The following is a 25,896-nucleotide window of genomic DNA, read 5'->3' on the forward strand; positions in this document are numbered from 1 at the left end:
TCTTCGCGGTTTGGGGTGGTAGAAATCGTTTTGTAGTTGGACTTTTTCTGCTGAAGCTGCTCCAGCTGTTTCAGCACTGATTTCTTCTCCGGGGTCTTGCCGCCCGGTGCGGAAAGCTGCTGCTTATTCAGCACCATGTCGATATACTTGCGGATATTTTTCAGGGCGGAGATGTCCGGCTGCAAGGTTTCCAGTTTGGTACGCAGTTCTGCGCTGCCAGATTGCAGCGCAGAAAATTCGGCATCCAATGCCGAAAAGTCCACCGCTGTGCTGCCGTTCAGCTTCATCAGGGTGCGGACAGCCTTGTTGAATGCGTCCAGTTCGTCCTTGTGCTGGGCGGCGTAAGCGTCCTTGGTCAGCTTGAAGTTCTTCTTCATAAAGGCATCATGGATGGGCTTCAGCTTGGCATGGACGGCAGCGGCGTCCTTGATCTGGGCGATTGCCCGCATACGGTTTTCGTTCTGCTTCAACTGCTTGCGGAGAGGGGCGGCGGTCTGGTTCAGGTTAGAAATTGCAGTGTCCAAATCCTCGATGGTGTTCAGGGAATGGGCTTTCAGATAGTCCACCGCCTGTTTGACTTCCTCAAAGTCCCGGACGGAGCATTTCAGTTTTGCCTTGGCAGACCAATCGCTGCGCTGCTCATTGCGGAGATTGAAGTAGTCCACCAGCAGGTCGGACAGCGTGGGTTCTTTCGCCTTTTCCAGAGCGTCCAGAAGAAGCTGCTTCTTTTCGTTCAGGTCTGCGATCCAGTGTTGCAGACCACGAATTGCACTGCGGATGGACTGCATCAGGCTGTTGGCGGCTCGAATATCTCGGTTCAGATTGCCGAGAAAGGTTTCCACCCCGCGCTTTTCCATCTGGTGTGCGGCGGGACCGAGATGCACGGTCGGTATCTGCTGGATGCCCTGCCGCTCAAAGGAGCGCAGGTCAACACGTTCTGGTCTGCCAGCGGCTTCCAGATAGCGATTGGTGATGGTTTCCCAGCTGTGCCGCCAGACCTCGGCGTACTTCTGGTCGTTCCAGTCCACGGTGTTTTCCTTGTGGCACTTCCAGTTGCCGGAGGGAAGCCGGATGCGCTCACCGTTCTCGTCAAGGTCGTACACCTTTCGGGCTTTCGGCAACCACTTGCCGTGTTCGTCCATTGCCCGGAGCGTCAGCAGAATGTGGGCGTGTGGGTTTCCATCTCCCTTGTCGTGGATGGCAAAATCCGCAATCATGCCCTTGGAAACAAACTGCTCCAGACAAAATTCTTTGAGCATGGGAAGATACTGTTCCTTCGGCACCTCTACCGGGAACGCCAGCACGATGCGCCGGGCAAGCTGGGAGTTCCACTGGTTCTCCACGGCTTCCACGGCGTTCCAAAGAGTTGCCCGGTCTGCATATCCGGGTGGCGCATGGGACGGCAGCATGATCTCGGCATGGACAAGCTCTTTCTTCTTGTTGTAGAATTTCGTTTTCTGGTCGTACTCACTGAACAGCCGTTCGCCGCTCTGGTAAGCGGCCCCGGCAACGGCGGACTGCCCTTGGCTGCGTTTGACGATGGTAATTTTGAAATGCGGACACGGAATAGGCATCACCCCCAAACAAAAAGACCGCCCAGCAAGATTGCTCTTGATGAACGGTCTGGAATCGTATTCGGTTTTGCTCGCCGCCTTAGAACGGAGTGCCATGCGCTTCGGTCTTAGGCGGGAGCCGCAAAAGGATAGCTGCAAAGCAGCGCAAGGAAAATGCAGTTTTCCTTGGGATGGAATCGGGCTGGCGCACAAACGCCAGCTTCGATTTCATCGAGCCGTCTGCAAGACCGCAATTTCACCGGAACGGTGTATAATTGCGCCCTATTTCATAGGGGGTTCGGAACGTTCTGCTTTTCGTGAACGTCATGCACCATCTTTGCAAGAGCCAGCACGACTTCCGGTTGACGGAACGAGATTTTCAGAAGCTCCATCACCTGATCGTCGGTCAATTCTCCCGGACAGATCAGAAAACTTTCCAGCATTCCGGCACGGGTGCAAAGACGATGCACACGCTCTCTCCGATTCAGTTCCGACATCTGGCGTTCAAGGATTTTCTCCCGGTGCTGGCAAGAGCGCAGCTTCTGCTCTGCTTTGGCTTTTTCGCTGCGGAGGTAGGCAAGATTGGTTTTCGGTTGGGTCATGGCATCACGCTCCTTTTTCAGAAAATAAAAAGCCAAACAATCAGTATGGAGGCTGATCATTTGGCTTTGGAAACATATTTAATTTTCGCAGTTCAATCGAACTTTCACGGTAAAAGTTCCATTGCGTATCCATAATGGTTACTATCTGTGGTTTGGATTAGGACTATTTTGTGCGATGTAAATCAATTATTATTAACAGTGCTGTTATGCCTACAACTATTAAAAATCTGATGGTAAATTGAACTGGAAGATTTTGAAGAGCGTGGGTTAGCATTCCAACTTCTCCATCTTCAATCCATTGCGAAAACATTCGTAATTCTTCAAGCAAGGCAACTGAGAAAAAGGCAATCCCAGACACTCCGATGATGTAATTATATTTTGCCTTTTTGACAAGTACAAAATAGCAGTTTACGATTGTCAGAAAATACGAACAGCCAATCCAAAATACCCAACCAATGTTCCAATCCATAAACTTTCTTCACCCCTTTATGCAACCAGTCCTTTTATTATAGTAAGAGCTACTGCTGCAACAATGAAACATATTGCAATAATTTTTGAAATTAGATTCTCACTTATCGGATTGTATGAAGAAAATTTATTATATAGTATCAGCAACGCAGCATAAACAGGATAGCACCAAGGATTGATATTAAATAAATCGAAAAAGGAGCCAATCTCAGCGACTACAAGAGTTAGCACTAAAGCCCAATACGCTATCTTTTTTAATAAATCTGACATAGGCATTGTACCATAAACAATAGTCTTAATTGAATGGAGTGTTCATATTTAATCAAGCAAGAATAACGTGAACAGCACGTTCGTAATCGGCTTTGCGAACATATATCGTATAGAGCGTTTGATAGTTGACCTTTTGAAATGCAGTTCCGGCTCTTTCACGGGTTCCCATCGAAAACAGAGACGGTGATGATAAATCGCGTGCTTTTGTTCGATAGGTTATTCCTGCCTTTTCTAAAAGCGATGTGTATTTTTGGTATTGAGATTGATTCGAGCAAACAACCAGCTCTTTTTGATTGAAAAATGGCAACATAGAAACTCCTAAGCATCTCACTTCTTGTCGAAAAATTTCAGCAGAAGTCCGATTATCAATGCAACGCCGCAGACCAATATAACCAGAATGGTTTGTGATGACAAGACGAAAAGCGGTTGAGGAAGCAGTCCCAGCATTCCACCAATAATAAATAAAAGCAATATTAGAATCACAATTGCAAATAGGATTGGCTTCTATTTTTTCATGCTGACACACTCCCTTCTTCAAGAAACAAACTATTATACGCGAACTCTTATAGATGCATTGAAATCATCTGCATCTTATTGTTACTATACATACAATAGAAGATTTCGTCCATGCTTTTGTACTAACATGGATAAAATCTGTCACGAAATCGGAGTGAACGGTATATCAGCAGTGAACTGGAACCACCCATTTTCATAGAACATCGTATACTCTCCACTGTATTTTTCGAGAATCAGCCGGATGTTCGCAAGTCCAAAGCCATGCATCTGCGGTTCTGGTTTTGTCGTTGGAATGGAACCACTTATAATTACAACAGGTTCCGATGTGTTTCGGACAGAGATAAAAAAGTCTTGCTGTGCAACGGCCATGACATGAATCGCTTTATCGCCCTTATCATACTGCTGACACGCTTCAATGGCATTATCCAAAAGGTTTGATAGAAGCACTACCATATCGGAGACATCAAATGGAAGATTTGATAGATCATTCACTTCAAAATCAATGCTGATCTTCTTTTGAGTTGCTTCGGCAGCTTTTGTATTGAAAAGTGCGTCCAAGATGGGATGATGTGTGTTGACAAGGAATAGCCGATCAGTTTGCTGTTCGGTGATTTTTTCAAGATATTCTTCAGCGGCAGAATACTCTTGATTCTTCATCAATCGATTTAGGATATTCAGGTGCGCCCGGAAATCGTGAACTTTTTTCCTTTGGGCAGAATAAAGTTCGCTTGCCGAAGTCATGTTTTTCGATTGTAGCTGAATCTGCTGGTTAAGCATCAATAATTGTTCTCTTTCCGATGCTGCATACTCCATTCGCTCCAATAAAAAGAGAATTGCAATGTTTGAAATAAAAATGAGAATACAACAGCCAGCAGAAACAAACTCTTCTATATTGTGACCACTTGTAACGTAAAGTAGGATCACAAGCATTGCAAATGATGCACATGGAAATAGAAAGTACAGAATCAGCTGCGAATGTTGAGCATCGCTTCTGGGTCTATTGCCCATACGCTGAAGCATCATTTTGCGAAATAGCGCAATAATAAATAATTCGGCTGAATAATAAGAGATTCCGTAGATTAGCGATAGTGTCTTGTTTGCTTGAAACGTCTGAGCATCCATCCCACAAACCGAAGTTGCAAGCATTCCGACTGCAAAAGATAAACTATAAGTCAAGAGATATTCTACAACGATAAGAAATAATAAAAACTTTCCTGAGATATTCTCATATAGAGTTCTGGCAACAATAAAGCAGGATAGTAGAATCAAGAGAATTTTGACGATTTGGTTTCGATTTAAGGCAATAACACTGAATTCAATGGATGCATACATTAAAATAGTTTGAACTATTACACCGACAAGAAATCTATGATTCCTCCAACGGTGCGAAGCAAAAGCGTCTAAAAACAGACATACGCAGACTGAATCTATGATTGTGTAAACCAAACTGATCAAAGCATCCATCTACTTTTACCTCGCCAATGTAAATATTTCTGTTTTAGCTCACTATAATTCTTTTCGCTTGGAGCCAGACAAAGACCACCGCGCAATTGGACTTTATTGTATTGAAAGATTTCGACATAGTGCATATTGACAAGATAGCTTTTTTGAATACGAAGGAAACCGAGTGGCTCGATTTTTTCGGATAGTTCCGTTATGTTGCCGTAAAATTGGTATGCTGGGCGTTTTTCGTCCAACAAGTGCATAACAATGATTCTTCGATGAGATTCTAAATACAGAATGTCATTTACAGGTACATCGATAATTTCAGAGTTGATTGAAATTGTGACAAGCTGTTTCCGTCGAAGTACTTCTTGGACAGCTGAATCAAAGTAGGAATCAAGTTTAGCAGAGAGATCTGCTTTTAGTAAGTAACGAAAGGCTTGAACTTCAAATCCCTCTGGAGCATACTGAATGAAATTTGTAATGAAGATAATCACAATATTTTCATTTTCTGCTCGTAACTTTCTGGCAAGCTCAATTCCATTTGTTTCGCCCATATCAATATCCAGAAGCGCAATATCATACGGAAGTGATAAGTCTATTTGACTTGGTTGAGAAAATCCATAAAATCTTGATGATACCTGTGTTTCTTCGGTTTTCTTTTCAAGTGTTTCAATGATAGAATCAACGATCTGCCGTTCATCGTCACAAACCAAGACATTCATTTTGAAATCCCTCCATTGCACATGTGCACATGGGACCGCTTTTCATTACACAACATACAGCCCTGTTCCTTACAAGTATAATACGATTATGCCAAAACTTCAAATAGTCAAAAGCCTTTGGTTGACGATTGACTTGTAATATGGCGAAAGGTAGCTTTGGTGTGCTCCCCTAATGCTGGATGTCCACTGTTAGGGAACATACTATCTGTACGCACACCGATTTCGTTACAAAATTTCTCTGTTTTGCTACAAAATTGTGGACGTTGATTGATTCTTGTGCTTTGATGTTATCATAGTTGACCTAATATGTGCATAAGAGGGGAGAAAATCAAATGAGAGGAATAATAATAGTTTTAATGGCGATTTTAGGCGTGATATTCCCTAAATTTTTGGTGAAAGCAATTAAAAGCACTGATAAAAATGATGCTGGTGGAGGTCTTTTGGGTTCACAGATCACTTTTGGAATGCTGATGCTGATAATTGGTATATTTCTCAATTCGTGTATTTAAGGCTGAGTGATTCGCAAATCCATGCAAAGATAATATGCCATAAAACCGTATTATCAGGTCACAGGAGGACAAAAATGGACAAGAAAAATGATTTCTTTCTTGCTGCGCCTTTACCACTTTGGGGGTGCGTTTCGATATGGCTTGGTAATCTTGTGAGACTAACCCCTGAAAGTGCAGTGCCGTATGCTTGGGCTGCTTTGTTTTTCTCATATGGAATTGTAGCCTTGTATTATATTCAGATGGCAATATCTTTCAAAAGTTGTAGTAATAGCCCAAAAGTGAAGTCCGCATGGATTATGTTGGGAATTTCGACACTATTTTTAGTGGGTTCGATAATTTTAGCTATTCGATAAAGGAAGGTAAAGTCTCTAAACAAGAAGCAAAGGGGGATTTTTGATGGCTTGTAAAAATTGTGGTTATGAAAACAAGTTGGGTGTTCGATATTGCCAACGGTGCGGTCAGTATATTGAACCAAAACGGACATTGGCACAAGAAGTTAAATCGTGGGATTTTAGAAGTCTCGCTGGTGTTGGCCGTAGAGATGTGAATATTGCGCCGCTGTTTACTGCATCACCCGTTCAAACTCCAGCAAAAGCACACCAAACGCCCTCGCCTGTTGAACCGATGCCAGACGGAAGATGGTATTGCCCGGACTGCGGAACATTAAATGCTTCTTCTGAACGTTTTTGCAAAAACTGTGGAAAAGTTCGATAACTATCGTTTAGCATTAAAAACTACGGAAGCTTTACGCTGAAAGCTATAACTTTAAGCAGACCGGAAAGCTTATAATGAGGGTAGAACAGAAATATGACCAACGAAGATACCACTGATTTTGACGAGCACTTCGCTAAAATTTCGTCCTATATTGTGGACACATTGCACGGCGTTCCACTTGAGATGAACGAGGATGAAAAAGAACAATTTCGCATACAAGTTATTTCAAATCAGTATGCAGAACGGTTGCTAAGTGAAGCCGAAAAGACAGAAACGTATAGAGGTTTATCAAAAATTGATATTCTCCATACAGTTTCTATCCCTCAACTGGCTAGAACAATCCCACTTAAAGGTTTGAATCTCAGTTTAGAAAAATACAGAATGCCGGATGGTGTAATAATAGAGGTTGAGAGTTCGTCACATTATTTGGGGTCATTTAGTGAGAAAAATGATTCTTCCACACTGGCTGAATTTTTGCCCACGCGCTTGTTGTCATTTACAAATGTGTGGGCACTTTTTTGTTGAAGCGTCCAAAGCTGACAAGATTTTGAACTTTTTTCAAAAAAGCTGTCACAAACACAGTGTGAACTACGTTGACTAAACAAAAGCTCCTGCTGGAGTACACAAAATGGAGGTTATGTCTGATGAAACGATTTCAAATAGTGATTCTCACAATCATGCTGGCCAGTTTATCCGCCTGCGCAACAAATTCGCTACCGTCATCCTCCACCGAATCCTCTGTTTCCATATCGGTATCAAATCCACAAGATTTTTTATCAGAACTTGAGGATATGGAAACGGGTCAAATATTAGAAGAACTTAAAATTTCAGATGGCGGATATACCGAAGATTGTTTTTCGGTATTGTCTAAGCGGCTTGTTGAATTTCCAGAAGATACGCTTCGGATACTGAAGCATAGTAAGCTGATGACCGATGAGAAGTTTGAAGAACTTGTCATAACGGGAATTAGGTCAGAAATTTCCTATACTGGGTCAGATGAAGAAAAGAAGGCGCTTTATAAATATTTGAAGTCTGCATCTACAGGTGGAGAATATGCTGAAATGGCATCAAAAATTTTAGATGGATGGACATTTGAAGGTGAAAGAATTCCAAATCATAAAATTGAATTTTCTGCACAAGAATCGGAACAATCGAATTGCGCGATTTCCATTACACTTCCACAGGGGTGGAAATTTCAGGAGAAAACAAAAAAGTCAGACACCGAACATGAGCCGCTCATGCTTGCTGGATTGAATCCGCTGTACACCGTGTATGACATTTATGATAGTGATCACACACTTATCGGTGCAATTGGTTACAGCAATTATGAACCATACGAGGGAGATAAAGATTCCGTGCAGGTCGTATATTCTGCACTTCGGCTTGGGTCGGTCTACAGATTTGATACAGACAGCAGGTATGATGTGGTTAAAACAAACAAATATGGAACGACTGCACTTACAACAGTAGTTTATCAGGATGGTGCAAACGCTGAGCCTGTGAACAACTGGGGCATCCTCTCTTATAACAACGAGAAAGAATGTTTTGTTGCCGTTGAACTTGAATCGAATTCCGTGTCGGAAAGCCAAGTGTTAGAAATAGCAAAATCCATTGAGTTTTAGATTGCGTTTTGAACCACAAGAACTTGATAGCAACATCAAATAATCCAAGATAACAGCTGATCTGCCTGCTTGTGGGGCATGGCATTATTTGGTCACCAAAAGCTAACGCGGCCGTCCACTGTATTTCAATACAGAAACGGACGACCGCGTTAGCTTTTTTACGAGATGAGGTCTCTTTTTCTTTCTCTTAAGTCACCTAACCGCACTACCCTGCATCGCAACTGTTCACAATGCTCTCCACATCCGGGCGGTGCATCAGCTTTTGCAAAATGCCAAACTGCTTTTTGGTGGACGCAGACACCAGATACTGCCACTTTTGCGGCAGGATGGGCAAGTCTGCGATGCTCCACTTAACGTACTTGGCATCGTAGACATTGGGCGGTGCCAGCTCCACTAAATGACCAATACACCAGCTCACCAAATAGCCGTTCCCTTCAAGGTAGCCGTCTTTGCGGCTGGTAGCGCCAAGGACTTTTGCATAGGACATAGCGACGGATGGCTTTTCCGCCACGACTAATTTTGCGATAAAAATCCCTCCAATCTGTTTTGGATTGCAATATGTAAGGCAGCAAAATGCCGCCTTAAAATCAGATGGGTTCGGTATCTTCCTCACCGGGTTCCTCCGGCTCGTCCTCGGTGGGAATCTCGAAGTCGCCCTTGTCCTCGGTGTAGTTTGCATCAGGGTCAAGGGCTTCTTCTGCGGTAGTGCAGCTTCTGCTCTGCTTTGGCTTTTTCGCTACGGAAATAGGCGAGGTCAGTTTTTGGTTGGGTCATGGCATCACGCTCCTTTACAACATTAGTGACATTCGACATTTTTGTTGGTTCGTGGTACACTACATCCAATCGTTGCGAATCAGTTGGAGGTGGTTGTGTTGCTTTCTCTGTACTTAGCTGTTCTTGACGATCAAAGCAATGAAGAACAGTTTATAGCTGTATATAATACTTACAAGCGGCTGGTCTATCATACCGCTTACAAAATTATGGGCGATTCGTATCTGGCAGAAGACGTACTGCAAGAAGTGTTTTTGTACGTTGCCAAAAATTTTTCTAAAATTCATCGAGAAAACTGTCACGAACTTGCCGCTTATCTCGTTAGTTGTAGTAGAAGCCGTGCATACGATATGCTTCGCAATCAGCGAGAAGAGCTGCTGGAAGAAGTATCGGACGCACCAGATGGTGCCCCGGTGCCGGATGATGCAGCAGTCAGCGCCGACAACATCGAACACCTGACAGAACTGATCGGACAGATGAAACCGATGTACCGTGACCCACTGCGCCTTTTGGCAATGGGCTACACCAACCGGGAGATTGCCAAATCGCTTGGACTGACGGACGAAGTGGTTCGGATGCGGCTTTTCCGTGGAAGAAAACTATTGTGGAAGGAGTTGAACCACTATGAGTGAGCAGACAGAAGTTTCTTTTGACACTGCGTTGATGATGGCAATCCATGCAGATGCACAGAAAGAACTGAACGAGCTACCAACTCCGGCGCAGCTTAAAGAACGCTACCCGGACACTTCCCGATGGGATGCCCGCCTGCAAGCGGCGTTGCATAAACGCCGCCCTGTGCTGAAACGAGTGCTTATTGCGGCCCTGACGCTGGTAATTTTAACTCTCGGTGCGCTTACAGTAAGTGCGGACTTCCGCAAGGCAGTCTACACGATGATTCAGAAGTTCTTGCCGATTGAGATGCAGCTGACGTATCAAGTGGACGGCGAACCGTTGGAACGATTGCCGGATGGATACAGCGATCATTATGTGCCGGACGGCTTTGAACGAGATCGTGAGCAGGAATTTGAAAGCGCAGAAAACTTTTTGCACGTTTACTCGTCAAAAGGAAGCGGCAAAGGATATACTGTTCGATGCTCCATTATACAGCCGGGGCAACAGTCCTCGTTTGACAATGAGCATACAACTTATGAGAACGTAAAAGTTGGAGACGCAGACGCAACTTTGGGAACGAGCGTAGAAAAGAACGGCGATACAGTATATATTTTAAGCTGGGAGCAGAGAGGCATTTCAAACACGATTATGGGAAACATCTCACAAGATGAGATTGCGAGAATCGCTGAAAACATTTTTAATATGAGCCTCCATGTTATTTGTTAGAATCAACAAATAACATGGAGATTTTTTGTATAAGCGTACAAACATAACGAAAAACAGAGATTTTTTCAAAAAAGCTGTCACAAACATAAGGCGAATTACGTTGACTAAGCAAAAGCTCCTATTGGAAGCAAAAAAATGGAGGTGTATAAAATGACAAAGAAAGTGGTTTTCAGCATTTGCACTGCAATGATAGTAGTTTTTTCCTTTGGTTTTTTCAAAGTGAATTTTTTAGATAGAAAAGAATCGAAGCTCACAGTCACAAATGTGGATTTGCAAGAGAACTGTATCTATGCAATAGCAAAAAACCAGTTGTATGATGCCGATGATGAATACATAATTCATGGAGCATCAGATTATTTGAAAGGGCAAGTTCAACTATCGCAAATTAAAGAAGGCGAAACAATTATCGTGATTTCAAATGGAAAAGTTTTACAATCAGATCCATACCAATTTGATACGATATATAGCATTCGGCCACAATGATTGCGCTTCCGAAAAATACACAAATGATAGTTATGTACGGCGGCAAATGCCGCCTTAAAATCAGATGGGTTCGGTATCTTCCTCGCCGGTGTCCTCCGGCTCGTCCTCGGTGGGAATCTCAAAATCGCCCTTGTCCTCGGTGTAGTTTGCATCGGGGTCAAGGGCTTCTTTTTCGGCCTGCTTTTTCTGCTTCTGCTTTGTGAAAGCGTAGAAGCCGCCGCCTGCCGCCAGCGCAATCAGCACGACCACACCCAGAAAGCCGGATGCGATACTTGTGACCTTGTTTTCCTTGGGCTGTTCCTCGCCGGATGCTGCCGCTTCTTCGGCGGCTTTTTTCGCTTCTTCCTCGGCTTTCAGCTTATCCTGTTCCGCCTGCGCCGCTGCTTCTTTTTCAGCGGTGTAGGCATCGGCGGCATCCTCTTCCATCAGTGTCAAAAGGTCCGCTTCGTCCACCAGATTCATAAAGTGGACGGTCTGCTGCCCTTTGGCGTTGCGGTCTATCACCAGATAGAAAGTCGCACCCGACTTCGACACCAGCGTGATAAACTGCTGACCGCTGCCATCAGAATAGTTGGTGTGGTAGTCGTCCACCAGCGTCAGGTTGCCCTCCGGGGTCAGGGCACCGGTTTCCTCATCGGTCACGGTGACTACATCTTCTTCATCGGTGGTAGAAGTCAGGACAGGCTGCTCCGCTTCCTCCACAGGCTCACCGCCATAGGCAAAAGCAGGAGCCGCCATGCCAGCGCACAGTGCCACCGACAGCATCAGGGCGCAGAACTTATTCATCATCTTCATTATTAGGTTCCTCCTTGTTGAACGTAGCACCGACTGCGGACAGCGCAGCCGGGGTCGGGGTGGAAGTTGCAGACTGCCGCAGCAGGGCGGCAAGCTGTTCCGGCGTGACCTTGGCGGTGCGCACCATCTCGTTGACCTCGGCAGCTTCTGCTTCCTGAATCCGCCGCTCAAGGCTTTCAATGCGAGTGTTGATCTTAATGCGACGCTCCCTTTCCTTTTCCAGAGAAGCGCGCAGTTTATCGAGTTTTTCGCTCATTTCTTCCTCCAATCATTTTGAAAGCCGTCCAAAACCGGACAGGTATTTCTGCCAGTAGGACGAGTGAATATCAGCATACTTTATGGGGTCTCCGGCAGACACCATCTTGCCGTTTCCAAGGTAGATGCCCACATGACTTTTCCCCGGCGTATCATACGTTCCTTCAAAGAAAACAAGGTCGCCGGGCTTTGCTTCGGCTTCGGAAATGTGCTGGCTCTTGTTCCACAGACCGTTGGCGGTGGTGCGCCCCACATTGTAGCCGTTCTGGTTGTAGACCCAGCAAACGTAGCCGGAGCAATCAAACCCGGTTTCCGGGGTAGAACCGCCCCAGACGTAGGGCGTGCCCACATACTTTTGCGCCTCCTTGTAGATAGCGGCAAACTCGCTGTCCGTCAGGGCTTCTGCCGGAACCTGATAGTCGATGCCGGGTGTGCCGGAGCCATCGGAGCCACCGGGCGGCAGACCGCCGTTGAACAGATAAGGCCGACCACCCAGCGTATCCTGAAAGATCTCATAGCGTTTCCACTGGTCGTTGTCCAGTTCCTCCCGGATAACCACTTCCAGCCCTTTATTCACCAATTTGGTGTGGAAGATGCGGTACTCATAGGGCACCTGCGTAGGGACTGGGATTCCTGCCGGACTGATGACCCAGACGGTCTTATACCGTATCTGCACCTCCACCCATGTGGTCAGCTTGTACTGCTTTTTGAAGGTCTCCTTCAACTTGCCCTGCACCTCTGACCGGGTGTAATCGTCATAGAGAGTCGTGAGAAAAGAGGTCAACTGCCATGGGTCATGCTCGATGGGATCAAGGTGATACTGGTACTCGTTGTAGCCGGGGTGGTCGGTGGTGGTGCGCTTGATCTTTTTGTCCAGCTCCTTTTCCAGCTTCTTGTAGTCGGTTTCGGCTCCCCGGATGTCCCGGTCCTCTGCGGTGTAAATGGTCTGACCGGATACCTGCGTGGTGCCTGAAAACAGAATGGAACAGGACGAAAATGCCGACATGACCAGCAGCAAGAGCAAAAGAAAAACGCCCACGATCAAAAGAACGTGCGCGTTGCTTTTTGCAAAATTGGCAATGCCGTTGACTGCGGTACTGACCACCGATTTTCCTTTGTCGATGACCTGTTCCATGCCAGACTTCGCAGCAGTGGTGCCATTGGATACCGCTTTGCCGCCTGCGGTCTGTGCCGCTGTACCCGAATGGGCGGCGGCATAGTGACTTTTACGGATTTCTTGCCGCTGTTTCCAGCGTGAAAGCCAGTTAGAACTGCCCTCGCCGGTGCTGGATGCGCCTGCATCTTGTGCCGCAGGCGGCTTCTGCACGGAAGATTTTGCGGTTCGGGCCCCTTTCTTGCCCTGCATCTTGGCTTTCTTTTTCAGCTTTCTGGCGTAACGGCTCTTGGAAATATCGTGGGTAGTCTCGGCAGCTTTTTCGCCCTCGCTTAAAGCCTGCGTGCCCACATTATCGTCCTCGTACTGGTCAACCTCCCGATGCACCGCAGACCGGGCGGCAGCAGCGGCATACATAGCACGTTTCTGCTGCTTTGTCATGCGGGATGCTTCATCCGGGGTGATCTCGGCTTTGCCAAAACGCAGGTGCTGCGCCCTTTCCGCAACCTTATCTGCATCGGTTTTCAGCTTTTTCTTTCTGGGCACCGACTGCTCCACCTTGGGTTTCTTCGGGGGAGAACGGGTCTTTTTTGCGGACGATTCCTCTTTGATGATCAGTTTCGGTTCACTCATTTCTGTGCGCCCTCCGAGATCTCGTTGAGCTTGGTCGTGAGGATGCGGTAGAGTTCAAGGTCTTTCGGGAAGTGGTCAACAAAGGGCAGGATCACGTTACCGAAAAACAGCAGCCCTTCACCTTCGCCGGAGTGGGTAACGTAGGAAAGCTGATGCGGGCTGATATTGAGCTGCTTTGCGAGGATTTGCCGATCACCGTTCGCCTGATTGAGCATATAAACGAAGTCCGAATTCTCAAAAATATTTGATACTTCGGGACTTGCCAGCAGATCTTTGACGTTCTGCGTTAGGGCTGTCGGGATGCCGCCCCACTTACGAAAACGCTTCCAAATTTCAACGCTGTACGCCGCAGTCTGTTCCTCTTTCAGCAAAAGGTGGAACTCGTCTGCATAGTACCGGGTGGATTTTCCGGCACTGCGGTTGGCTGTCACACGCCCCCACACGGCATCCTGCACGATGAGCATACCCAGCTTTTTGAGTTGCTTGCCCAGTTGCTTGATGTCAAAGCAGACGATGCGGTTATTGATATCTACGTTGGTGTGGTGATTGAAAATGTTCAAACTGCCCTTGACGTAGATTTCCAGCGCAGCCGCCACATGGCGGGCTTCCGGTTCGTCTTGCGTCAACAGTGCATTGTAGAGGTCTTCCAGCAGCGGCATATTTTCCGGGATGGGGTTCTCGAAATACTTGCGGTAGACCACATGGACGCAGCGGTCAATGACCGTCTTTTCCACCGGCTGCAAGCCCTCTTTGCCGCCGACCACCAGTTCGCACAGGGACAGCACAAAGTCAGCTTTCAAAGCCAGCGGGTTATCCTCTTCCGAGTAGTTGCTGTTGATGTCCATAGGGTTGATATACTGGGTACTGGCAGGGCTGATGTGGATGACCTGCCCATGCAGACGCTCCACCAGCGACGCGTAATCGGCTGGGTCAGCGGTGTTACCACCGCTTTCCCGCCTAAGAACCGTACGTGACAGTTTCCCGTCATACGGCTCAAGCATTTCATCACTTTTTCAAGCGGTTCTCAGCATAAATACGCTGGCAGGAGCAATGAACGTAGCGCATATTACGAACATCTTCCGTGCCAGTCTTTGCCTTTGGTGCAAGGTAGAAGATTTCTCTTTCTTCCGTTACGTCCATCGGCATTCCGCAGTGGTAGCACAGCCCGTTCTGGTTTTTCCAGATAGTCTTGAATTTTCCAGTCAGCCGGTGCATTCCTTTGTCGAATTTCCTCTTTTGGAAATACGCCTCATCGAGGAACGGATTTGCAGACGCTTTTATCTTGGTGTGCCGCACAATAGCTGTGCTGTCCACCCGAATCAGCTCCTTGTTTTCCGTAGAGAACACCCAGTTCCGGTTACCGACACGATGCCAGTATCTCGTGGAAATCCACCACTTGTTCTTCTTTGGGTGCCGTCTTTTAGCCCATCGCCACAGCAGTTCGTACAGGACGTAGTCCAGATGCGCGAACGCATCACTTGCGCATACGGACTGGTGGTAATTAGTCCAACCTCGAATTTGTTCATTCAACTTCATAATCAGAACATCTTGCTGCCACGCTTTTCCTCTGCGGAGAATCGTGTCAGAGATATTGGAAACGATAGCCTTGACCGCCTTTTGGGAAGGCTTGATAATCAGCTTTTCGTTATACTTTCTGAAGTTCCAGCCGAGGAAGTCAAAACCATCGTCAATGTTGGTGACAACGGTCTTTTCATCAGAAAGTTCCAATCCGCGTTCAGCGAGAAACTCTCGAATCAGCTCCTTTGCTTCAAGAGCCAGTTCAGGTGTTGCCGCTGTGACCACAAAATCGTCTGCATAGCGGACGAAGTTTACTTTGTGGGCATTCTTAAATCTTAAATCGACCTTACCGAGCGCGTTCGTGTGAAAGCGTTCGACCAGCTTCTTCTCGATACCATCCAGCGTCATGTTCGCCAGAATGGGGGAGATAATACCACCTTGCGGAGTTCCTTCCTCGGTAGGAAAGAGTTCGCGCTGATAGATAAATCCCGCCTTTAAGAACTGCTTCAAAATGTTCTTGTCCATGGGGATGTTCGCCAGAAGCCAGTCATGGCTGATATGGTCGAAACAACCTTTGATGTCACCCTCCAAAACCCACTTCGGAGAAATGTGCTTGCGCGACAGTGCATTGAACAGATATTCGCAGGCATCCTGTGCGCATCTTCCTTTTCGGAAACCAAAGGATTTCCCATCTGCTGTTGTTTCCGCCACCGGCTCCAGTGCCAAAGCATAGAGAGCCTGCATTGCGCGGTCATACATTGTAGGAATGCCCAATGGACGCTTTTTCTTCTTGTCCTTCTTTTCGATATACACTCTACGGAGAGGACGCGCACGATACCCTTTATCTGTCAGCGATAGAACCGCTTTCATTTTCTTCGCCGGGGTGTTCCAGAGAACACCATCCACACCGGGAGTCTTGCGCCCATCGTTGGTAACGACACGCTTAACAGCCAGTGCTTTGGCGTAAAAGGAATGTGTCAGAAGATACTGAAGTCGTTTTACTGCGTTGTAGTCTTTTTGCTGAGTTGCCTTGACAATCCTGATTTGTAGCCTGTTGACTTCCCGCTCTGCCTTATGCCAGTCAATGTTTTTCCATTGGGCACTCAACATAGCTTCGTCCGACAGCTTCTCAGAAGTTTTACCTTCCGTCGTTGAATACTTATCGTTCACAGGGATACCTCCAATCTTGCCATGAAATACCCGGAATAAGTCAGCACCCTTTCAGGTCAGGGCAAATTTTGAACCCCTATGCTCACCGTTACAGTGAACCGTTCGCTTTTTATTCCATCTCATACCCTCTGCACCGTTTCTCCCTCTTGCGAGGTCGATACCTTTATTAAAGGAGTGCATAGGGTTTTCCACGTTCCACGTAATGCATAATTCATGAATGCCTTAGCCGCCATCTTTGAACCGGGAGGATTTGTGTCCATTTGCTTCGGGGTAGCGAAAGGCCCCTTGGCCACCTCCGGCACCTTTTGGTGTAGGTGTATCAGCCTTATTTCACCTATTCCCTGTAACGATCCTTACGATGGTTCACATTACATTCGACATAGCATTCTTTACCCTAACGGTATGTCTGCTTTTAGGCTGGCAGATTTCCCATATTGTCCTGTGAGCTTCCCAACGCCGGCTTTAGACCAGTGCAGGTCACAGTAGGGTTACTCCAAATGGATAGAGTAGCGTTTACACGCAATACATTACGCGACTTCGTGTCGCACCTCACATTCCGGGTCGCAGATGATAATATCATCGTCCGTCACGAGGAACGCGTTGCAGATTTCACGCTTTGCACTGAAGGACTTGCCGGAGCCGGGAATGCCCAAAATCAGGCCGTTGGGATTTTTCAGTTTTTTGCGGTCCACCATGATAAGATTGCTGGACAAGGCGTTCAGACCGTAGTACAGGCTTTCTTTGCCGTTATCGAACAGTTCCTGTGTGGTAAACGGCACAAAGATCGCCGTGCTGCTGGTGGTCAGGCCGCGCTGGATCTCGATCTGGCAGTCTGCCAGCGGCAGGCTGCTCATCAGCCCCTGCTCCTGCTGGAAATCAAGACGGCACAGTTCGCAGTTGTGCTTCTGGGCAATGCTGACCGCCTGAAACACGTTGGTTTCCAGTTCCTGCTCAGTCTTGCCGGTGTTCAGGACAAGGAATGTCACCAAAAACATTCTCTCGTTCTGACTCTGCAATTCTTTCAGCAGGGCTTTTGCGTCCCGCCCATAAGTCGCCAAATCAGACGGCAGCACGTCCATGTCGTATCCGGCGCGGACGGCTTTTTTCTGCTCCTCGATCTTGCTGCGGTCCAGTTCGGTGATGGTGTGCTTGATGGTTTTGATGGCCTTGTTCTGGTCAACAGACTGGATGTGCATGGTAACGATCTGGCTGGAATCCATGTCCAGAAAATCCTTCAGCAACTGGTCGCTCAGGTCAGAAGCCGTGATATTCAGGAAGCTGACCGCCCCGAAGATGCCGCCCATCTGAAACGTGCGGCTGTTCTTAAACGCCAGTGCAGTGGGGGCAATGGCATCCTTTACGGACAGGCCGCTGGGCACAAGGTCTTTCCAGTTGAAGTGAAACTTATTGGCACCGTCCATGTTCAGCATTCCGTGCATCAGCCGCAGACGCTCCGTACCGTCCAGCGGTTTTGCCAGAACGCCAAGCCTGTGGAAGTTGTTCATCAGGTCGTTCTGGATGTGCTCCAACCGCGGTTTGACCTGCGCCATGCTGTCGCCCTCGATGCCGTAGGTCAGGAACTTGGTCTTTGTCAAGCCGTTGTTGCCCTTAGAAAGCTGCTGCCGCAGCATCTGGGAATACTCGGCGCGCACATCATCAAAACCATCCTGCTGGTACGGGATACGGATGGACTTTTCAAAGTCTGCGCTGTCCGTAGCGGTATTCACAAAGGACAACTCAAAGTGGATAGAGCTGTCGAAGAAGTTGAGAAAAGAGCACCATTCCTCAAAAATAGCGGTCTTGTCCTCCTGCTGCGCCAACTGATAGTTGATATCCTGATACTGGATGGTGCGGGTGTAATAGCCGGGACGGACACGGCAGGTGCCGTCCTCAAACATCCGCTGGAACGGAATGCTCTCCTGTGCTGTGCGGGGTACCATGGACTTGGGCGGCTTTTTGCCGCCGTCCTTATTCTTTTTCAGAAACGGAATCATGGGCGTCATCTCCCTTCATAAGCAGTGCATAGTAATTGCGGGTCTGGTACGGACGCACCTTCGGGCGAACAAAGCGTGCCTGAAGGTAGTACCGCAGGATCTTTTCAGCGGGCTGACCGTTCTTCTGATACATCGCCAGAAAAAACATAGGCAGCATGACCGCCATCATGCCAAGGGTAGCGCCGGTATTGCCTGCGGTGTCCCGCAAAACAAAGAACAGCGGCACACCAACGACTGCCGCTGCACCAAAGCAGATAAGCTGCCGGGCGGTCAGGTTGAAGGCCACTTTGGACTTCACCTTGCTGAAATCGCGCGGCACGGAAATATAAGCTGCCAAAATTCCACCTCCTTAGTGTGCGCCCAGAATGCTCCGGGCAACAGAACCAGTCTTGAACAGCGTAAAGCACAGCAGCACCGTGTACCCCACGATGCTCCAGATCGAGTTGATGGCATCCCCGGATATGGCGACATTTTGAAGCAGAACAGCGTAGATCGCCACGCAGATCAGGATCAGGAAGCCCTGAAATCCCAGCGCAAACAGAGAACGAAGGTAGTTCTGTCCCACATGGGATTGCTCGTGGTTGCCCCATGTTGCCATGGGCATCGGAGCAAGGCTGACCATCATGTAGATCTCAATCATGCGTCCGTAGACAATGACGAAAATCACGATAGACAGGATGCGCATGGTGATGCCGATGAAGAAGGACTGTAAGAACAGCCCGAACAAGGGGCCTACGTCCATCTGCATCATGCTGGATTGCAGCATCGACAAGCCGATATCGTTGACCCTTGTGTTGCCGCTGATGATGCCGCTGGAATTTGCCACCACCTGCTGAGTCACGTCAAACACCGCCATGATGATGTCGAAGGTGTTGGAGATCATCCACACCGAAATGGCAGTCTTGAAGATCCATTTCATCAGCAGCGCAGGTTCAAATTGTGCCATGTTGTTGTGCTCTGTGATGAGCTGAATCAGCTCGTAGCAGGCAATAAAGGTCAAAATCACACCTGCAATGGGCAGCACCACATTCCGGGAGAGGGCTTCGATCATAGCGAAAACGCGCGGTTCAAAACTGGATGGTTTGGTGCCGACTTGCTGGGCGATGCCGCCCACTTGGGTGTTCACATCATCAAACAAGCCGGAAAGGTTGGACATGATTGCCGCTGTCAGCAGCGACTTGATCCAATCAGAGATCGCTTTGAGAACTGTTTCCACTCAGCGCCACCACCTATCAAGAAAAATGGTTGATAAGGGTCTTGAGCAGGTTGAGCAGAAAAATAAGGTGAGTCAGAATCTGCATAATAGCACCGTCCTTTCAGAATAAAGGTGAATATTCGATTTGCAATGCGTTTCCTCTTGTGATAAGAATCCGTTTGCCACGGAGGGGCTGAAAACACTTGCAAGTAAATATGTACGGGGCGGCAATCGCCGCCCGGAAAAGATCAGCCGAACAGACCGCTCAGCAGGGGGATCAGGGTGATGCCAATCAGGGCAACACCGCCGCCAGCCATGAGCTGCTTCATCCCCTGACTCTTTGCGGAGGGGTTATCGCCGCCGTAACCCTCCATCAGGTTGACGGCACCCCACACGCCCAGACCGGCACCCAATGCCACAACCAGAGTCTTCAGAACGTCCACTGCGCTGTTAAAGAATTCCATAGAAAAATCTCCTTTGTTTTGAAAAAGTGACCCTGCACACACCTGAAATCCGTTTGCAAAAAGCCGAAAACCATGGCGAAGGCTGATTTTCCGGTGTACCTGTTGGGTCAATGGGTAAAAAATAACCGCTCGTCTTATCAGGCGGGCGGGAGTGAATCGGCATCCACCATGATGAAGGTATCATCCGGGTGGATTTTTTCTTTTCGGTTCAAGAACTTCTCGATATCGAGGGCGTTCTTGGGGTCATAATCGGAGGTGTACTTGTAGTTCGGGTGCTGGGTCAGGTCGTATTTGTCCGAAAGGAAAGGTCTGACGCCACGCAGCTGCAGGATGCACTTGTCGCCATCCAGCACAGCTATTTCATCGCGGCTCAATAATTCATGACCAAGTTTCTGGTAATTTGTGCCGTAAGATGGTGAGTTTCCTCTGGTGTCGGAATTGTTATAGCTGTCGATTGTTTCTTTCCCTAGTGCTTCAGACAACTCTTTCAGGGTGGTGGGTTCGCTGCCGCCGAGGAAAATCTGGCTGTCCATGTTGCCCACGATGGTATCCGCGTTATCTTTGTAGATGGCTTTCAGCTGGCTGCGTGTCTGCAAGACCAGACACGCCGAGATCTCACGGCTGCGGATGGTGGCTACCAACTTTTCTAGCTGCGGAATTTGACCAATGTTGGCACACTCGTCGATCAGGCAGCGGACATGGACTGGCAGCTTACCGCCGTACACATCATCGGCTTTGTCGCACAGCAAGTTGAAAAGCTGGGTGTAGATCATGGAAATCAGAAAGTTAAAGGTGCTGTCCGTATCGCTCATGATAAGGAACAGCGCCGTTTTCCGGTCACCCAGCTTGTCCAGTTCCAGCTCATCGTACATGGTGGCATCCCGGACTTCCTGAATGTCGAAGGGTGCGAGCCGGGCACCGCAGGAAATAAGAATCGACTTGGCCGTTTTGCCAGAGACGAAAAGTCAAGGACTTTTTCATCAAATTCAAAAAGAAGTTACATTTTGCGGACTTCCTCACGCAGCAGACGCTTGATTTTGTCCTCCATCGTCTCTTTTGCGGTCTCGCTGAAATGGACACGGACGATATAGGTGGTCTTGCCAATCTGCTTTCTGACAGTCGGGCAAGTGGCGGTGTTGGTTGCGGTATTGTTGTTCATTCAAAATCCTCCTGTAAATGAAAAATGCCCGGTGACTGTTCATCATCGGGCGGTGTCGGTATGAGGGAACAAGGCAAGGCGGCAACACTAAGGTATCTATAAAAACCTTGCCGTCTTTGCCACGCTTGCCGTGTTCCTGCTGTCAGTCTCGGAGATAGCAGACCCATGCTGTGCCGTCTTTCTCGGTCACAAGCCTGTCTCCGATACGGCTTTTTGCCGTTCTCATGGTGCGTGAGGAAATCCCACGCTCATTGACTGCCTTTTCCAGCTCTGCGCTCGGCATACGCTTTCCGTCTGCCAGCAGTTCCAGTATCAGTGCTTCTGCCTGTGCGGTCTTGCTTTCGGTCTTGGCGGTGTCTGTCCCGGCAAGAAGCTCGTCAGCGGTAATGTCATAAGCTCCTATCCATTCAAAGCCTTTCTCGTCTCCCAGAGAAAAGGCAAGGGACTGTCCGGGCGGCGCAAGGGAGCTTTTCTCATGGATAAGCACCCTCGTTGTGGGGCTGTCCTTCAGCTTGCCGATAAAAAGCAGGCTGCGGACTGCCGCCGTAATGTCGATAGACCCTAATCCCCGGTAGGTGCTTTGCGTTCCTGCGGCTTTGTTGAGGTGTCCGATCAGCACAATAGCGCACCCGGTAGCCTGTGCAATGTCTCCCAGACTGCGGAAGATGGGACGGACTTCATTTGCCCGGTTCATGTCCACATCTGCGCCCAGAAACGCCTGCACCGGATCAATGATAACCAGCCTTGCGTTGTTCTCACGGATTGCCCTTGCTATGCGCTCATCGGCAAGGGTCAGCGGCGTGTCTCTATCGTCAATGACAAGCACTCTTTCAAGGTCTGCGTCCGCTTCCATCAGCCGGGGCTTAACGGTATCGCCCAGACCGTCCTCTGCGGTCTGGTAGATGATGTTGAAAGGCTCAAGGGTTTCCATACCGGGCAAGGGCTTTCGGTTGGTGCAAGCCGCCGCAAGACGCATGGCAAAGTAGGTCTTGCCCTCGCCGGGGTTGCCCTGTATGATCGTCAGCTTTCCAAAGGGGATATACGGAAACCATAGCCAATCCACGCTCGTCAGCTCCACATCTGCCATGCGGAGCATTGGGACAGGCTGGGCGGTGGACAGCTCTCGCAGCGTGATTGTCTCGGCTATGAATTTGCGGCTGGGAATGTCCCCTTGCTGACGGAGAACATCGTTCCAGTCTTTCCTTGCCGGGACAAGGCGAATGACGGCGATCTCGCTGGGAATGTCCTGCGCCAGTCGGGAGCAGGCTTCACTTCCTGCGGTGTCGCTGTCAAGGCAGAGGAACACTTTTCGGGTGTCCTTGCGTTCAGAAAGAAAACGGTCAAGGGCTTTGCCCGAAACGCCGCCCAGGGCAAGATAATTTCTTTTCTGCCAGTCCTGCGGATAAAGGCAGATAAAGGACAAAAGGTCAATCGGTGCTTCAAAGACAAAGAGCTGGTTGCCGTTTCCCTCATAGTGGAACGGATAGGATTTGTCAGACCCGGCAATGTCCTGTCTGAATGGGTCTGCCGTTCCTCGCACATGGGCGTATCTCGGCGTACCGCTTCGGTCTCTGCCGACAAACACAACATTGTGCCGCTTTGCGTCCTCGTAAATATCCCCGGAAAGAAGAAAAGCCTCAACAAGCATTTTGTTGAGACCTCGGCTTTCGCAAAGATATTGAATTGCTCTGTCGGCTGTCCTGTTGTGCAAGGGCAAGTGAAACGCTGTGGGCGGTGCTGTGCTGGCTTCGCTCTGTCCCTCGGCGCTTTCGCCGGTTAAGAGCTGGACTGCTTCGGGAAAGGACTTGCCGTAAAACTCCATGACAAAATCAATGGGATAGCCGCCCTTGCTCTGGCTGTGGCGAAACCATTTGTTTCCCCGGACGGTCAGGCTGTCATGTTCTTTCCAGCGGTATTCCCGTCCGCTTTTGATAAGTGTCTCTCCCTGTGTGCGGAGAAAATCTTCCAGACTGACGGCGTTTGCCCGGTCAATCTGTGCTTGGGTGTAATTCATCGGGATAGTTCCTCCTTTTTCTGTCGTGTTTGGGGTCGATTTTGGAGCTTTTGTTCCTCTGTACGCTCGTTAAAACGGGCGGCAGTATCTACGCATGACTTGACCTTCCAAAGACGGTGTAAATCGTCTCTGACGGTCTTAAACTCGCCATAGGTGGTGTTGTGCGCCTGTTCCAGCTCGTCATACTCGTCGGACAGCTTTTTCATATCCACCTTGCCGTCCGGGAACTCCCCGGTCAGCTTTCGTCTGGCGGCGTAGAACTGTTTCAGTTCCGCTTCATGCTCTGCCTTGTACTTGGCTCTGGGCTTCTCAAACTTGATTTTCTGCAAGCCGTCATAGACAGGCTTCAAGCTCTGGAAAGCAGCGGAGCTGTCATAGAGCTGCTTAATTGCTTTCATTCGGGCGGTCTGTTCGTCCAGCGTTTTCTTCAAGCTCTCTGTGGCAGCACTGTGTTCGCTGACACGGTGTTCCAAATCTTCAAGGGAATAAATGCCGTTTGCCCGGAGATAATTGAAAGTTTCGTTCATCTCCTTTAGGTTGCTGACCTTGCCTTTCTGCGAATAAGCCCCGGCTCTGCGGCTGGTGTAATAGGCGTTCAGCAGAGAAACAAGGTTTGGTGCCTGCGGCTTGGCAAGCTCCGCTTTTGCTTCGGCAATCCAATCAAACAGGAGAGCGATTTTCTTCTTGATGTCCCGGATAACGGCATTGGTTGCCTTGATCCAGCGGTTGAACTCGCCTTTCTCGGTGCGTATGCCTTTCTTCTCCATTGCCCGGACGGTTGCGCCCTCGTGGACGGTGGGAAGAAGCTCCACGCCCTGACGCTCATAGCTTCGGTGGTCGATACGAACGTCAAGCCCCTTTTCCGCAAACTTGGCATTGCACATCTCCGCCCATGCTTCACGCCAATGTTCCAGCGTTTCGGGACTGCCCCAGTCGGTAGTGGGAACGGCGTTGAAAACAAACTCTCCGTTCTGGTCTCGGATACGGTTGCCGTCCTCGTCCAGTTCGTACACCCGGCGTTGCTTTAGTCCCCATTTGCCGTTCTGCTCGATGGGGCGGATGGGGCAAAGCACATGAAAATGCGGGTTTGGTATGCCGCCGTCCTCCCGGTCTGGCTGGTGTACGGCGAAGTCAACCACCATGCCCCGGCTTACAAAGTTCTCCAATAAAAATTGCCTTGCAAGAGCGATGTTTTCCTCAAGGGAAAATTCATTCTGCAAGGCAATGTCAAAGCTGTATGCAAGCTGGGCGTTCTTTCCACGCTCGGCTTTTTCCACGGCGTTCCATAGGGTCTGGCGGTCTGCGTATTCGGGCGGTGCATGGGACGGCAGGAGAATGTTGGAGCAGATCACGCCGCCCTTTCTGGTGTAGTCGCTGTATTCGCCGTAATACTCGCTATACAATCGCTCCCCGGCACGGTAGGCGGCAGAAGCAATAGCGGACTGTCCTGCGCTTCGCTTAGTCTGCGTGACGCTCAGATGAAATAGTGCCATCGGCTTTCAACTCCTTTTCTCTGTTCGCTTGGTTGGTGTGAGTAATCGCCATGTGACGGACGGCTCGCTGGACTTCGGACAGAGAAAAGATGTGTTCCATCAGCTCTGTCATTTCGGTGCGTGTGAGATCTTTGACCTCCGGGGCAAGACTCTCAACCGTGCCGCCCAGATTGCAAAGGCGGTGGGTGCGCTTGGTGCGTTCGCCTTTCTCCAGATACTTCTTTCTATTCTCAAGACGCTCCAGCTTGTGCTGTTCCTGTGCAAGCTGCGTCTCGGCTCGTTCCTTTTCGGCTCGAAGCTGTTCAAGGGTTTTCGGTTTTGTCATTGTAATTGACCTCCTTTTTTGATTTTGCGGATAAAAAAAGACCGTCAACTTTTCGCATAGTGCGACCAGTCAACGGTCTGATTTTCGGTATTCGGTTTTTGTGTTCAGTTAGACAAACTTGAAGTTGTTAGTCGCTATCTTGTTTGCGGTTAAATTCAAAAACGACAGGTTCAAATTCAACTAAATGCTTATCTTGGGTGTTAGTTCCTTTAGGGTTCTCTATGCCGGTAACTTCATAGTATTCATCACTGTATTGTATTTTACTACCATCAAAATCTTTTTGAATGGATTTGACATATTCAAACGGATTTTCTATTGGTAACAAACTTAATGCCCGCTGTAGCTGTTGTGCCGCTGTCCTCTGCTCATCGGTCAGTATTTTTTCTTCGTTTGCCATGTGTTCTTCAAATTTATTTTTATCCATCCAAACGATTTGCTCCAATGGGTTAGCAGTACCACAAGCCAAGATTAAACGGATAAAATCTTCAAAATTTGCCGCTAATGGATATACATTTTGGTCTACACAACTTTCTGGATTGCAGGCAAATACCATTTCTCCATATTCCGGCAAAAAGCAATACAGAATACATCCTTCAAATCCGATTGGCTTTGCGTTGACGGGATAGCAAAAATACGGCTCTGCAATATCTCCATATTCTAAACATAAAAGTCCCTTATCTATGGGAAGTGCCATATACTTTTCGTAAATCGTTTCCATTGATGTGCCTCCACAAAATTCCGATTTGGTGTCCT

Annotated in this window: 25 protein-coding genes and 4 pseudogenes; 7 read left to right on the forward strand and 22 right to left on the reverse strand. The window is 48.3% G+C overall.

Annotated features, from left to right (window positions below; genetic code table 11):
- From mobQ (GKG36_RS10705) to GKG36_RS10730, 6 genes are all read right to left on the reverse strand, one after another.
- On the reverse strand, positions 1-1,574 hold a 1,574-nt coding region (gene mobQ / locus GKG36_RS10705; RefSeq protein ID WP_154260790.1), incomplete at its 3' end, for a MobQ family relaxase.
- 266 nt (positions 1,575-1,840) lie between these two features.
- Positions 1,841-2,155: a DUF3847 domain-containing protein gene (locus GKG36_RS10710; protein ID WP_154244689.1), complete on the reverse strand. Its 315-nt coding sequence runs from the start codon at positions 2,153-2,155 to the stop codon at positions 1,841-1,843.
- Between the two features lie 163 nt (positions 2,156-2,318).
- Positions 2,319-2,624 carry a hypothetical protein gene (locus GKG36_RS10715; RefSeq protein ID WP_015537341.1) on the reverse strand — a complete coding sequence of 102 codons (306 nt, stop codon included), beginning with the start codon at positions 2,622-2,624 and terminating at the stop codon, positions 2,319-2,321.
- Between the two features lie 321 nt (positions 2,625-2,945).
- On the reverse strand, positions 2,946-3,419 hold the full coding sequence (locus tag GKG36_RS10720; protein ID WP_154244688.1) for a hypothetical protein: 474 nt from the start codon (positions 3,417-3,419) through the stop codon (positions 2,946-2,948).
- A 131-nt stretch (positions 3,420-3,550) separates the two neighbouring features.
- The gene (locus GKG36_RS10725; RefSeq protein WP_154244687.1) at positions 3,551-4,873 is read right to left on the reverse strand and encodes a GHKL domain-containing protein; all 1,323 of its coding nucleotides are present in this window, start codon (positions 4,871-4,873) and stop codon (positions 3,551-3,553) included.
- On the reverse strand, positions 4,861-5,577 hold the full coding sequence (locus GKG36_RS10730; protein ID WP_113998237.1) for a LytTR family DNA-binding domain-containing protein: 717 nt from the start codon (positions 5,575-5,577) through the stop codon (positions 4,861-4,863). The genes GKG36_RS10725 and GKG36_RS10730 overlap by 13 nt, the downstream gene beginning before the upstream one ends.
- A gap of 583 nt (positions 5,578-6,160) precedes the next feature.
- On the opposite strand from GKG36_RS10730, the gene GKG36_RS10735 reads away from it, so the two are divergent.
- From GKG36_RS10735 to GKG36_RS10750, 4 genes are all read left to right on the forward strand, one after another.
- A complete protein-coding gene (locus GKG36_RS10735; RefSeq protein ID WP_154244686.1) occupies positions 6,161-6,439 on the forward strand; it encodes a hypothetical protein in 279 nt (92 codons plus the stop codon).
- Between the two features lie 43 nt (positions 6,440-6,482).
- Positions 6,483-6,800 carry a zinc-ribbon domain-containing protein gene (locus GKG36_RS10740; protein ID WP_097783021.1) on the forward strand — a complete coding sequence of 106 codons (318 nt, stop codon included), beginning with the start codon at positions 6,483-6,485 and terminating at the stop codon, positions 6,798-6,800.
- A 93-nt stretch (positions 6,801-6,893) separates the two neighbouring features.
- On the forward strand, positions 6,894-7,325 hold the full coding sequence (locus tag GKG36_RS10745) for a hypothetical protein (protein WP_243138375.1): 432 nt from the start codon (positions 6,894-6,896) through the stop codon (positions 7,323-7,325).
- Positions 7,326-7,444: 119 nt separating this feature from the next.
- Complete coding sequence (locus GKG36_RS10750; protein ID WP_015537336.1) at positions 7,445-8,422, forward strand: hypothetical protein; 978 nt, start codon at positions 7,445-7,447, stop codon at positions 8,420-8,422.
- A 208-nt stretch (positions 8,423-8,630) separates the two neighbouring features.
- Here the strand turns inward: GKG36_RS10750 and GKG36_RS10755 are convergent.
- Positions 8,631-8,909: pseudogene (locus GKG36_RS10755) on the reverse strand (DNA topoisomerase); the annotation flags it as partial.
- A 382-nt stretch (positions 8,910-9,291) separates the two neighbouring features.
- On the opposite strand from GKG36_RS10755, the gene GKG36_RS10760 reads away from it, so the two are divergent.
- The 3 genes from GKG36_RS10760 (at position 9,292) to GKG36_RS10770 (ending at position 11,014) form a co-directional block, all read left to right on the forward strand.
- Positions 9,292-9,825: a sigma-70 family RNA polymerase sigma factor gene (locus GKG36_RS10760; RefSeq protein ID WP_243145086.1), complete on the forward strand. Its 534-nt coding sequence runs from the start codon at positions 9,292-9,294 to the stop codon at positions 9,823-9,825.
- Entirely contained in the window at positions 9,818-10,531 is a 714-nt protein-coding gene (locus GKG36_RS10765; RefSeq protein WP_154260652.1) for a DUF4367 domain-containing protein, read from the forward strand. Before GKG36_RS10760 ends, GKG36_RS10765 begins: the two co-directional genes overlap by 8 nt.
- 150 nt (positions 10,532-10,681) lie before the next feature.
- Complete coding sequence (locus GKG36_RS10770; protein ID WP_156075035.1) at positions 10,682-11,014, forward strand: hypothetical protein; 333 nt, start codon at positions 10,682-10,684, stop codon at positions 11,012-11,014.
- Positions 11,015-11,074: 60 nt separating this feature from the next.
- On the opposite strand, the gene GKG36_RS10775 is transcribed toward GKG36_RS10770, so the two are convergent.
- The 15 genes and pseudogenes from GKG36_RS10775 to GKG36_RS10845 form a co-directional block, all read right to left on the reverse strand.
- Positions 11,075-11,809: a DUF4366 domain-containing protein gene (locus tag GKG36_RS10775; protein ID WP_154260656.1), complete on the reverse strand. Its 735-nt coding sequence runs from the start codon at positions 11,807-11,809 to the stop codon at positions 11,075-11,077.
- The gene (locus GKG36_RS10780; RefSeq protein ID WP_154260659.1) at positions 11,793-12,065 is read right to left on the reverse strand and encodes a DUF4315 family protein; all 273 of its coding nucleotides are present in this window, start codon (positions 12,063-12,065) and stop codon (positions 11,793-11,795) included. Before GKG36_RS10780 ends, GKG36_RS10775 begins: the two co-directional genes overlap by 17 nt.
- A 12-nt stretch (positions 12,066-12,077) precedes the next feature.
- On the reverse strand, positions 12,078-13,811 hold the full coding sequence (locus GKG36_RS10785; protein ID WP_154260661.1) for a C40 family peptidase: 1,734 nt from the start codon (positions 13,809-13,811) through the stop codon (positions 12,078-12,080).
- Positions 13,808-14,743, reverse strand: a pseudogene (locus tag GKG36_RS10790) (conjugal transfer protein TraE); the annotation flags it as partial. The pseudogene GKG36_RS10790 and the gene GKG36_RS10785, both read right to left, overlap by 4 nt.
- 73 nt (positions 14,744-14,816) lie before the next feature.
- Positions 14,817-16,499, reverse strand: coding sequence for a group II intron reverse transcriptase/maturase (gene ltrA, locus GKG36_RS10795; protein WP_173012957.1), 1,683 nt, complete (start codon positions 16,497-16,499; stop codon positions 14,817-14,819).
- 554 nt (positions 16,500-17,053) lie between these two features.
- Positions 17,054-18,493 (reverse strand): annotated as a pseudogene (locus GKG36_RS10800) (conjugal transfer protein TraE); the annotation flags it as partial.
- Positions 18,468-18,830, reverse strand: a complete 363-nt coding sequence (locus GKG36_RS10805) for a PrgI family protein (protein ID WP_154260663.1) — start codon at positions 18,828-18,830, stop codon at positions 18,468-18,470. The pseudogene GKG36_RS10800 and the gene GKG36_RS10805, both read right to left, overlap by 26 nt.
- Before the next feature lie 12 nt (positions 18,831-18,842).
- A complete protein-coding gene (locus GKG36_RS10810; RefSeq protein ID WP_173012958.1) occupies positions 18,843-19,709 on the reverse strand; it encodes a VirB6/TrbL-like conjugal transfer protein, CD1112 family in 867 nt (288 codons plus the stop codon).
- A gap of 227 nt (positions 19,710-19,936) precedes the next feature.
- Positions 19,937-20,152 (reverse strand): Maff2 family mobile element protein, encoded by a 216-nt coding sequence (locus GKG36_RS10815; RefSeq protein WP_015565185.1) that lies wholly within the window; start codon positions 20,150-20,152, stop codon positions 19,937-19,939.
- A 137-nt stretch (positions 20,153-20,289) separates the two neighbouring features.
- Positions 20,290-21,108 (reverse strand): annotated as a pseudogene (locus GKG36_RS10820) (TraG/TraD/VirD4 family protein); the annotation flags it as partial.
- A 41-nt stretch (positions 21,109-21,149) separates the two neighbouring features.
- The gene (locus GKG36_RS10825; protein ID WP_148336321.1) at positions 21,150-21,311 is read right to left on the reverse strand and encodes a transposon-encoded TnpW family protein; all 162 of its coding nucleotides are present in this window, start codon (positions 21,309-21,311) and stop codon (positions 21,150-21,152) included.
- Between the two features lie 142 nt (positions 21,312-21,453).
- The gene (locus GKG36_RS10830; RefSeq protein ID WP_154260667.1) at positions 21,454-23,325 is read right to left on the reverse strand and encodes an AAA family ATPase; all 1,872 of its coding nucleotides are present in this window, start codon (positions 23,323-23,325) and stop codon (positions 21,454-21,456) included.
- A complete protein-coding gene (gene mobQ, locus GKG36_RS10835; RefSeq protein WP_154260669.1) occupies positions 23,322-24,818 on the reverse strand; it encodes a MobQ family relaxase in 1,497 nt (498 codons plus the stop codon). Before mobQ (GKG36_RS10835) ends, GKG36_RS10830 begins: the two co-directional genes overlap by 4 nt.
- Positions 24,784-25,143 carry a DUF3847 domain-containing protein gene (locus tag GKG36_RS10840; RefSeq protein WP_154260671.1) on the reverse strand — a complete coding sequence of 120 codons (360 nt, stop codon included), beginning with the start codon at positions 25,141-25,143 and terminating at the stop codon, positions 24,784-24,786. The genes mobQ (GKG36_RS10835) and GKG36_RS10840 overlap by 35 nt, the downstream gene beginning before the upstream one ends.
- A gap of 127 nt (positions 25,144-25,270) precedes the next feature.
- Positions 25,271-25,861: a hypothetical protein gene (locus GKG36_RS10845; RefSeq protein ID WP_020989788.1), complete on the reverse strand. Its 591-nt coding sequence runs from the start codon at positions 25,859-25,861 to the stop codon at positions 25,271-25,273.
- Positions 25,862-25,896 lie beyond the last annotated feature (35 nt).

This window comes from Faecalibacterium sp. BIOML-A1 (assembly GCF_009679715.1).
Taxonomy (GTDB): Bacteria; Bacillota; Clostridia; order Oscillospirales; family Ruminococcaceae; genus Faecalibacterium; species Faecalibacterium taiwanense.

Coding starts and splice junctions, on each gene's coding strand:
- GKG36_RS10825 (WP_148336321.1), bottom strand. CDS start 21,311: ATGAACAACAATACCGCAACCAACACCGCCACTTGCCCGACTGTCAGA.
- GKG36_RS10845 (WP_020989788.1), bottom strand. CDS start 25,861: ATGGAAACGATTTACGAAAAGTATATGGCACTTCCCATAGATAAGGGA.
- GKG36_RS10710 (WP_154244689.1), bottom strand. CDS start 2,155: ATGACCCAACCGAAAACCAATCTTGCCTACCTCCGCAGCGAAAAAGCC.
- GKG36_RS10830 (WP_154260667.1), bottom strand. CDS start 23,325: ATGAATTACACCCAAGCACAGATTGACCGGGCAAACGCCGTCAGTCTG.
- GKG36_RS10785 (WP_154260661.1), bottom strand. CDS start 13,811: ATGAGTGAACCGAAACTGATCATCAAAGAGGAATCGTCCGCAAAAAAG.
- GKG36_RS10740 (WP_097783021.1), top strand. CDS start 6,483: ATGGCTTGTAAAAATTGTGGTTATGAAAACAAGTTGGGTGTTCGATAT.
- GKG36_RS10815 (WP_015565185.1), bottom strand. CDS start 20,152: ATGGAATTCTTTAACAGCGCAGTGGACGTTCTGAAGACTCTGGTTGTG.
- GKG36_RS10765 (WP_154260652.1), top strand. CDS start 9,818: ATGAGTGAGCAGACAGAAGTTTCTTTTGACACTGCGTTGATGATGGCA.
- GKG36_RS10730 (WP_113998237.1), bottom strand. CDS start 5,577: ATGAATGTCTTGGTTTGTGACGATGAACGGCAGATCGTTGATTCTATC.
- GKG36_RS10715 (WP_015537341.1), bottom strand. CDS start 2,624: ATGGATTGGAACATTGGTTGGGTATTTTGGATTGGCTGTTCGTATTTT.
- GKG36_RS10775 (WP_154260656.1), bottom strand. CDS start 11,809: ATGAAGATGATGAATAAGTTCTGCGCCCTGATGCTGTCGGTGGCACTG.
- GKG36_RS10745 (WP_243138375.1), top strand. CDS start 6,894: ATGACCAACGAAGATACCACTGATTTTGACGAGCACTTCGCTAAAATT.
- GKG36_RS10725 (WP_154244687.1), bottom strand. CDS start 4,873: ATGGATGCTTTGATCAGTTTGGTTTACACAATCATAGATTCAGTCTGC.
- GKG36_RS10770 (WP_156075035.1), top strand. CDS start 10,682: ATGACAAAGAAAGTGGTTTTCAGCATTTGCACTGCAATGATAGTAGTT.
- GKG36_RS10780 (WP_154260659.1), bottom strand. CDS start 12,065: ATGAGCGAAAAACTCGATAAACTGCGCGCTTCTCTGGAAAAGGAAAGG.
- GKG36_RS10750 (WP_015537336.1), top strand. CDS start 7,445: ATGAAACGATTTCAAATAGTGATTCTCACAATCATGCTGGCCAGTTTA.
- GKG36_RS10840 (WP_154260671.1), bottom strand. CDS start 25,143: ATGACAAAACCGAAAACCCTTGAACAGCTTCGAGCCGAAAAGGAACGA.
- mobQ (WP_154260669.1), bottom strand. CDS start 24,818: ATGGCACTATTTCATCTGAGCGTCACGCAGACTAAGCGAAGCGCAGGA.
- GKG36_RS10735 (WP_154244686.1), top strand. CDS start 6,161: ATGGACAAGAAAAATGATTTCTTTCTTGCTGCGCCTTTACCACTTTGG.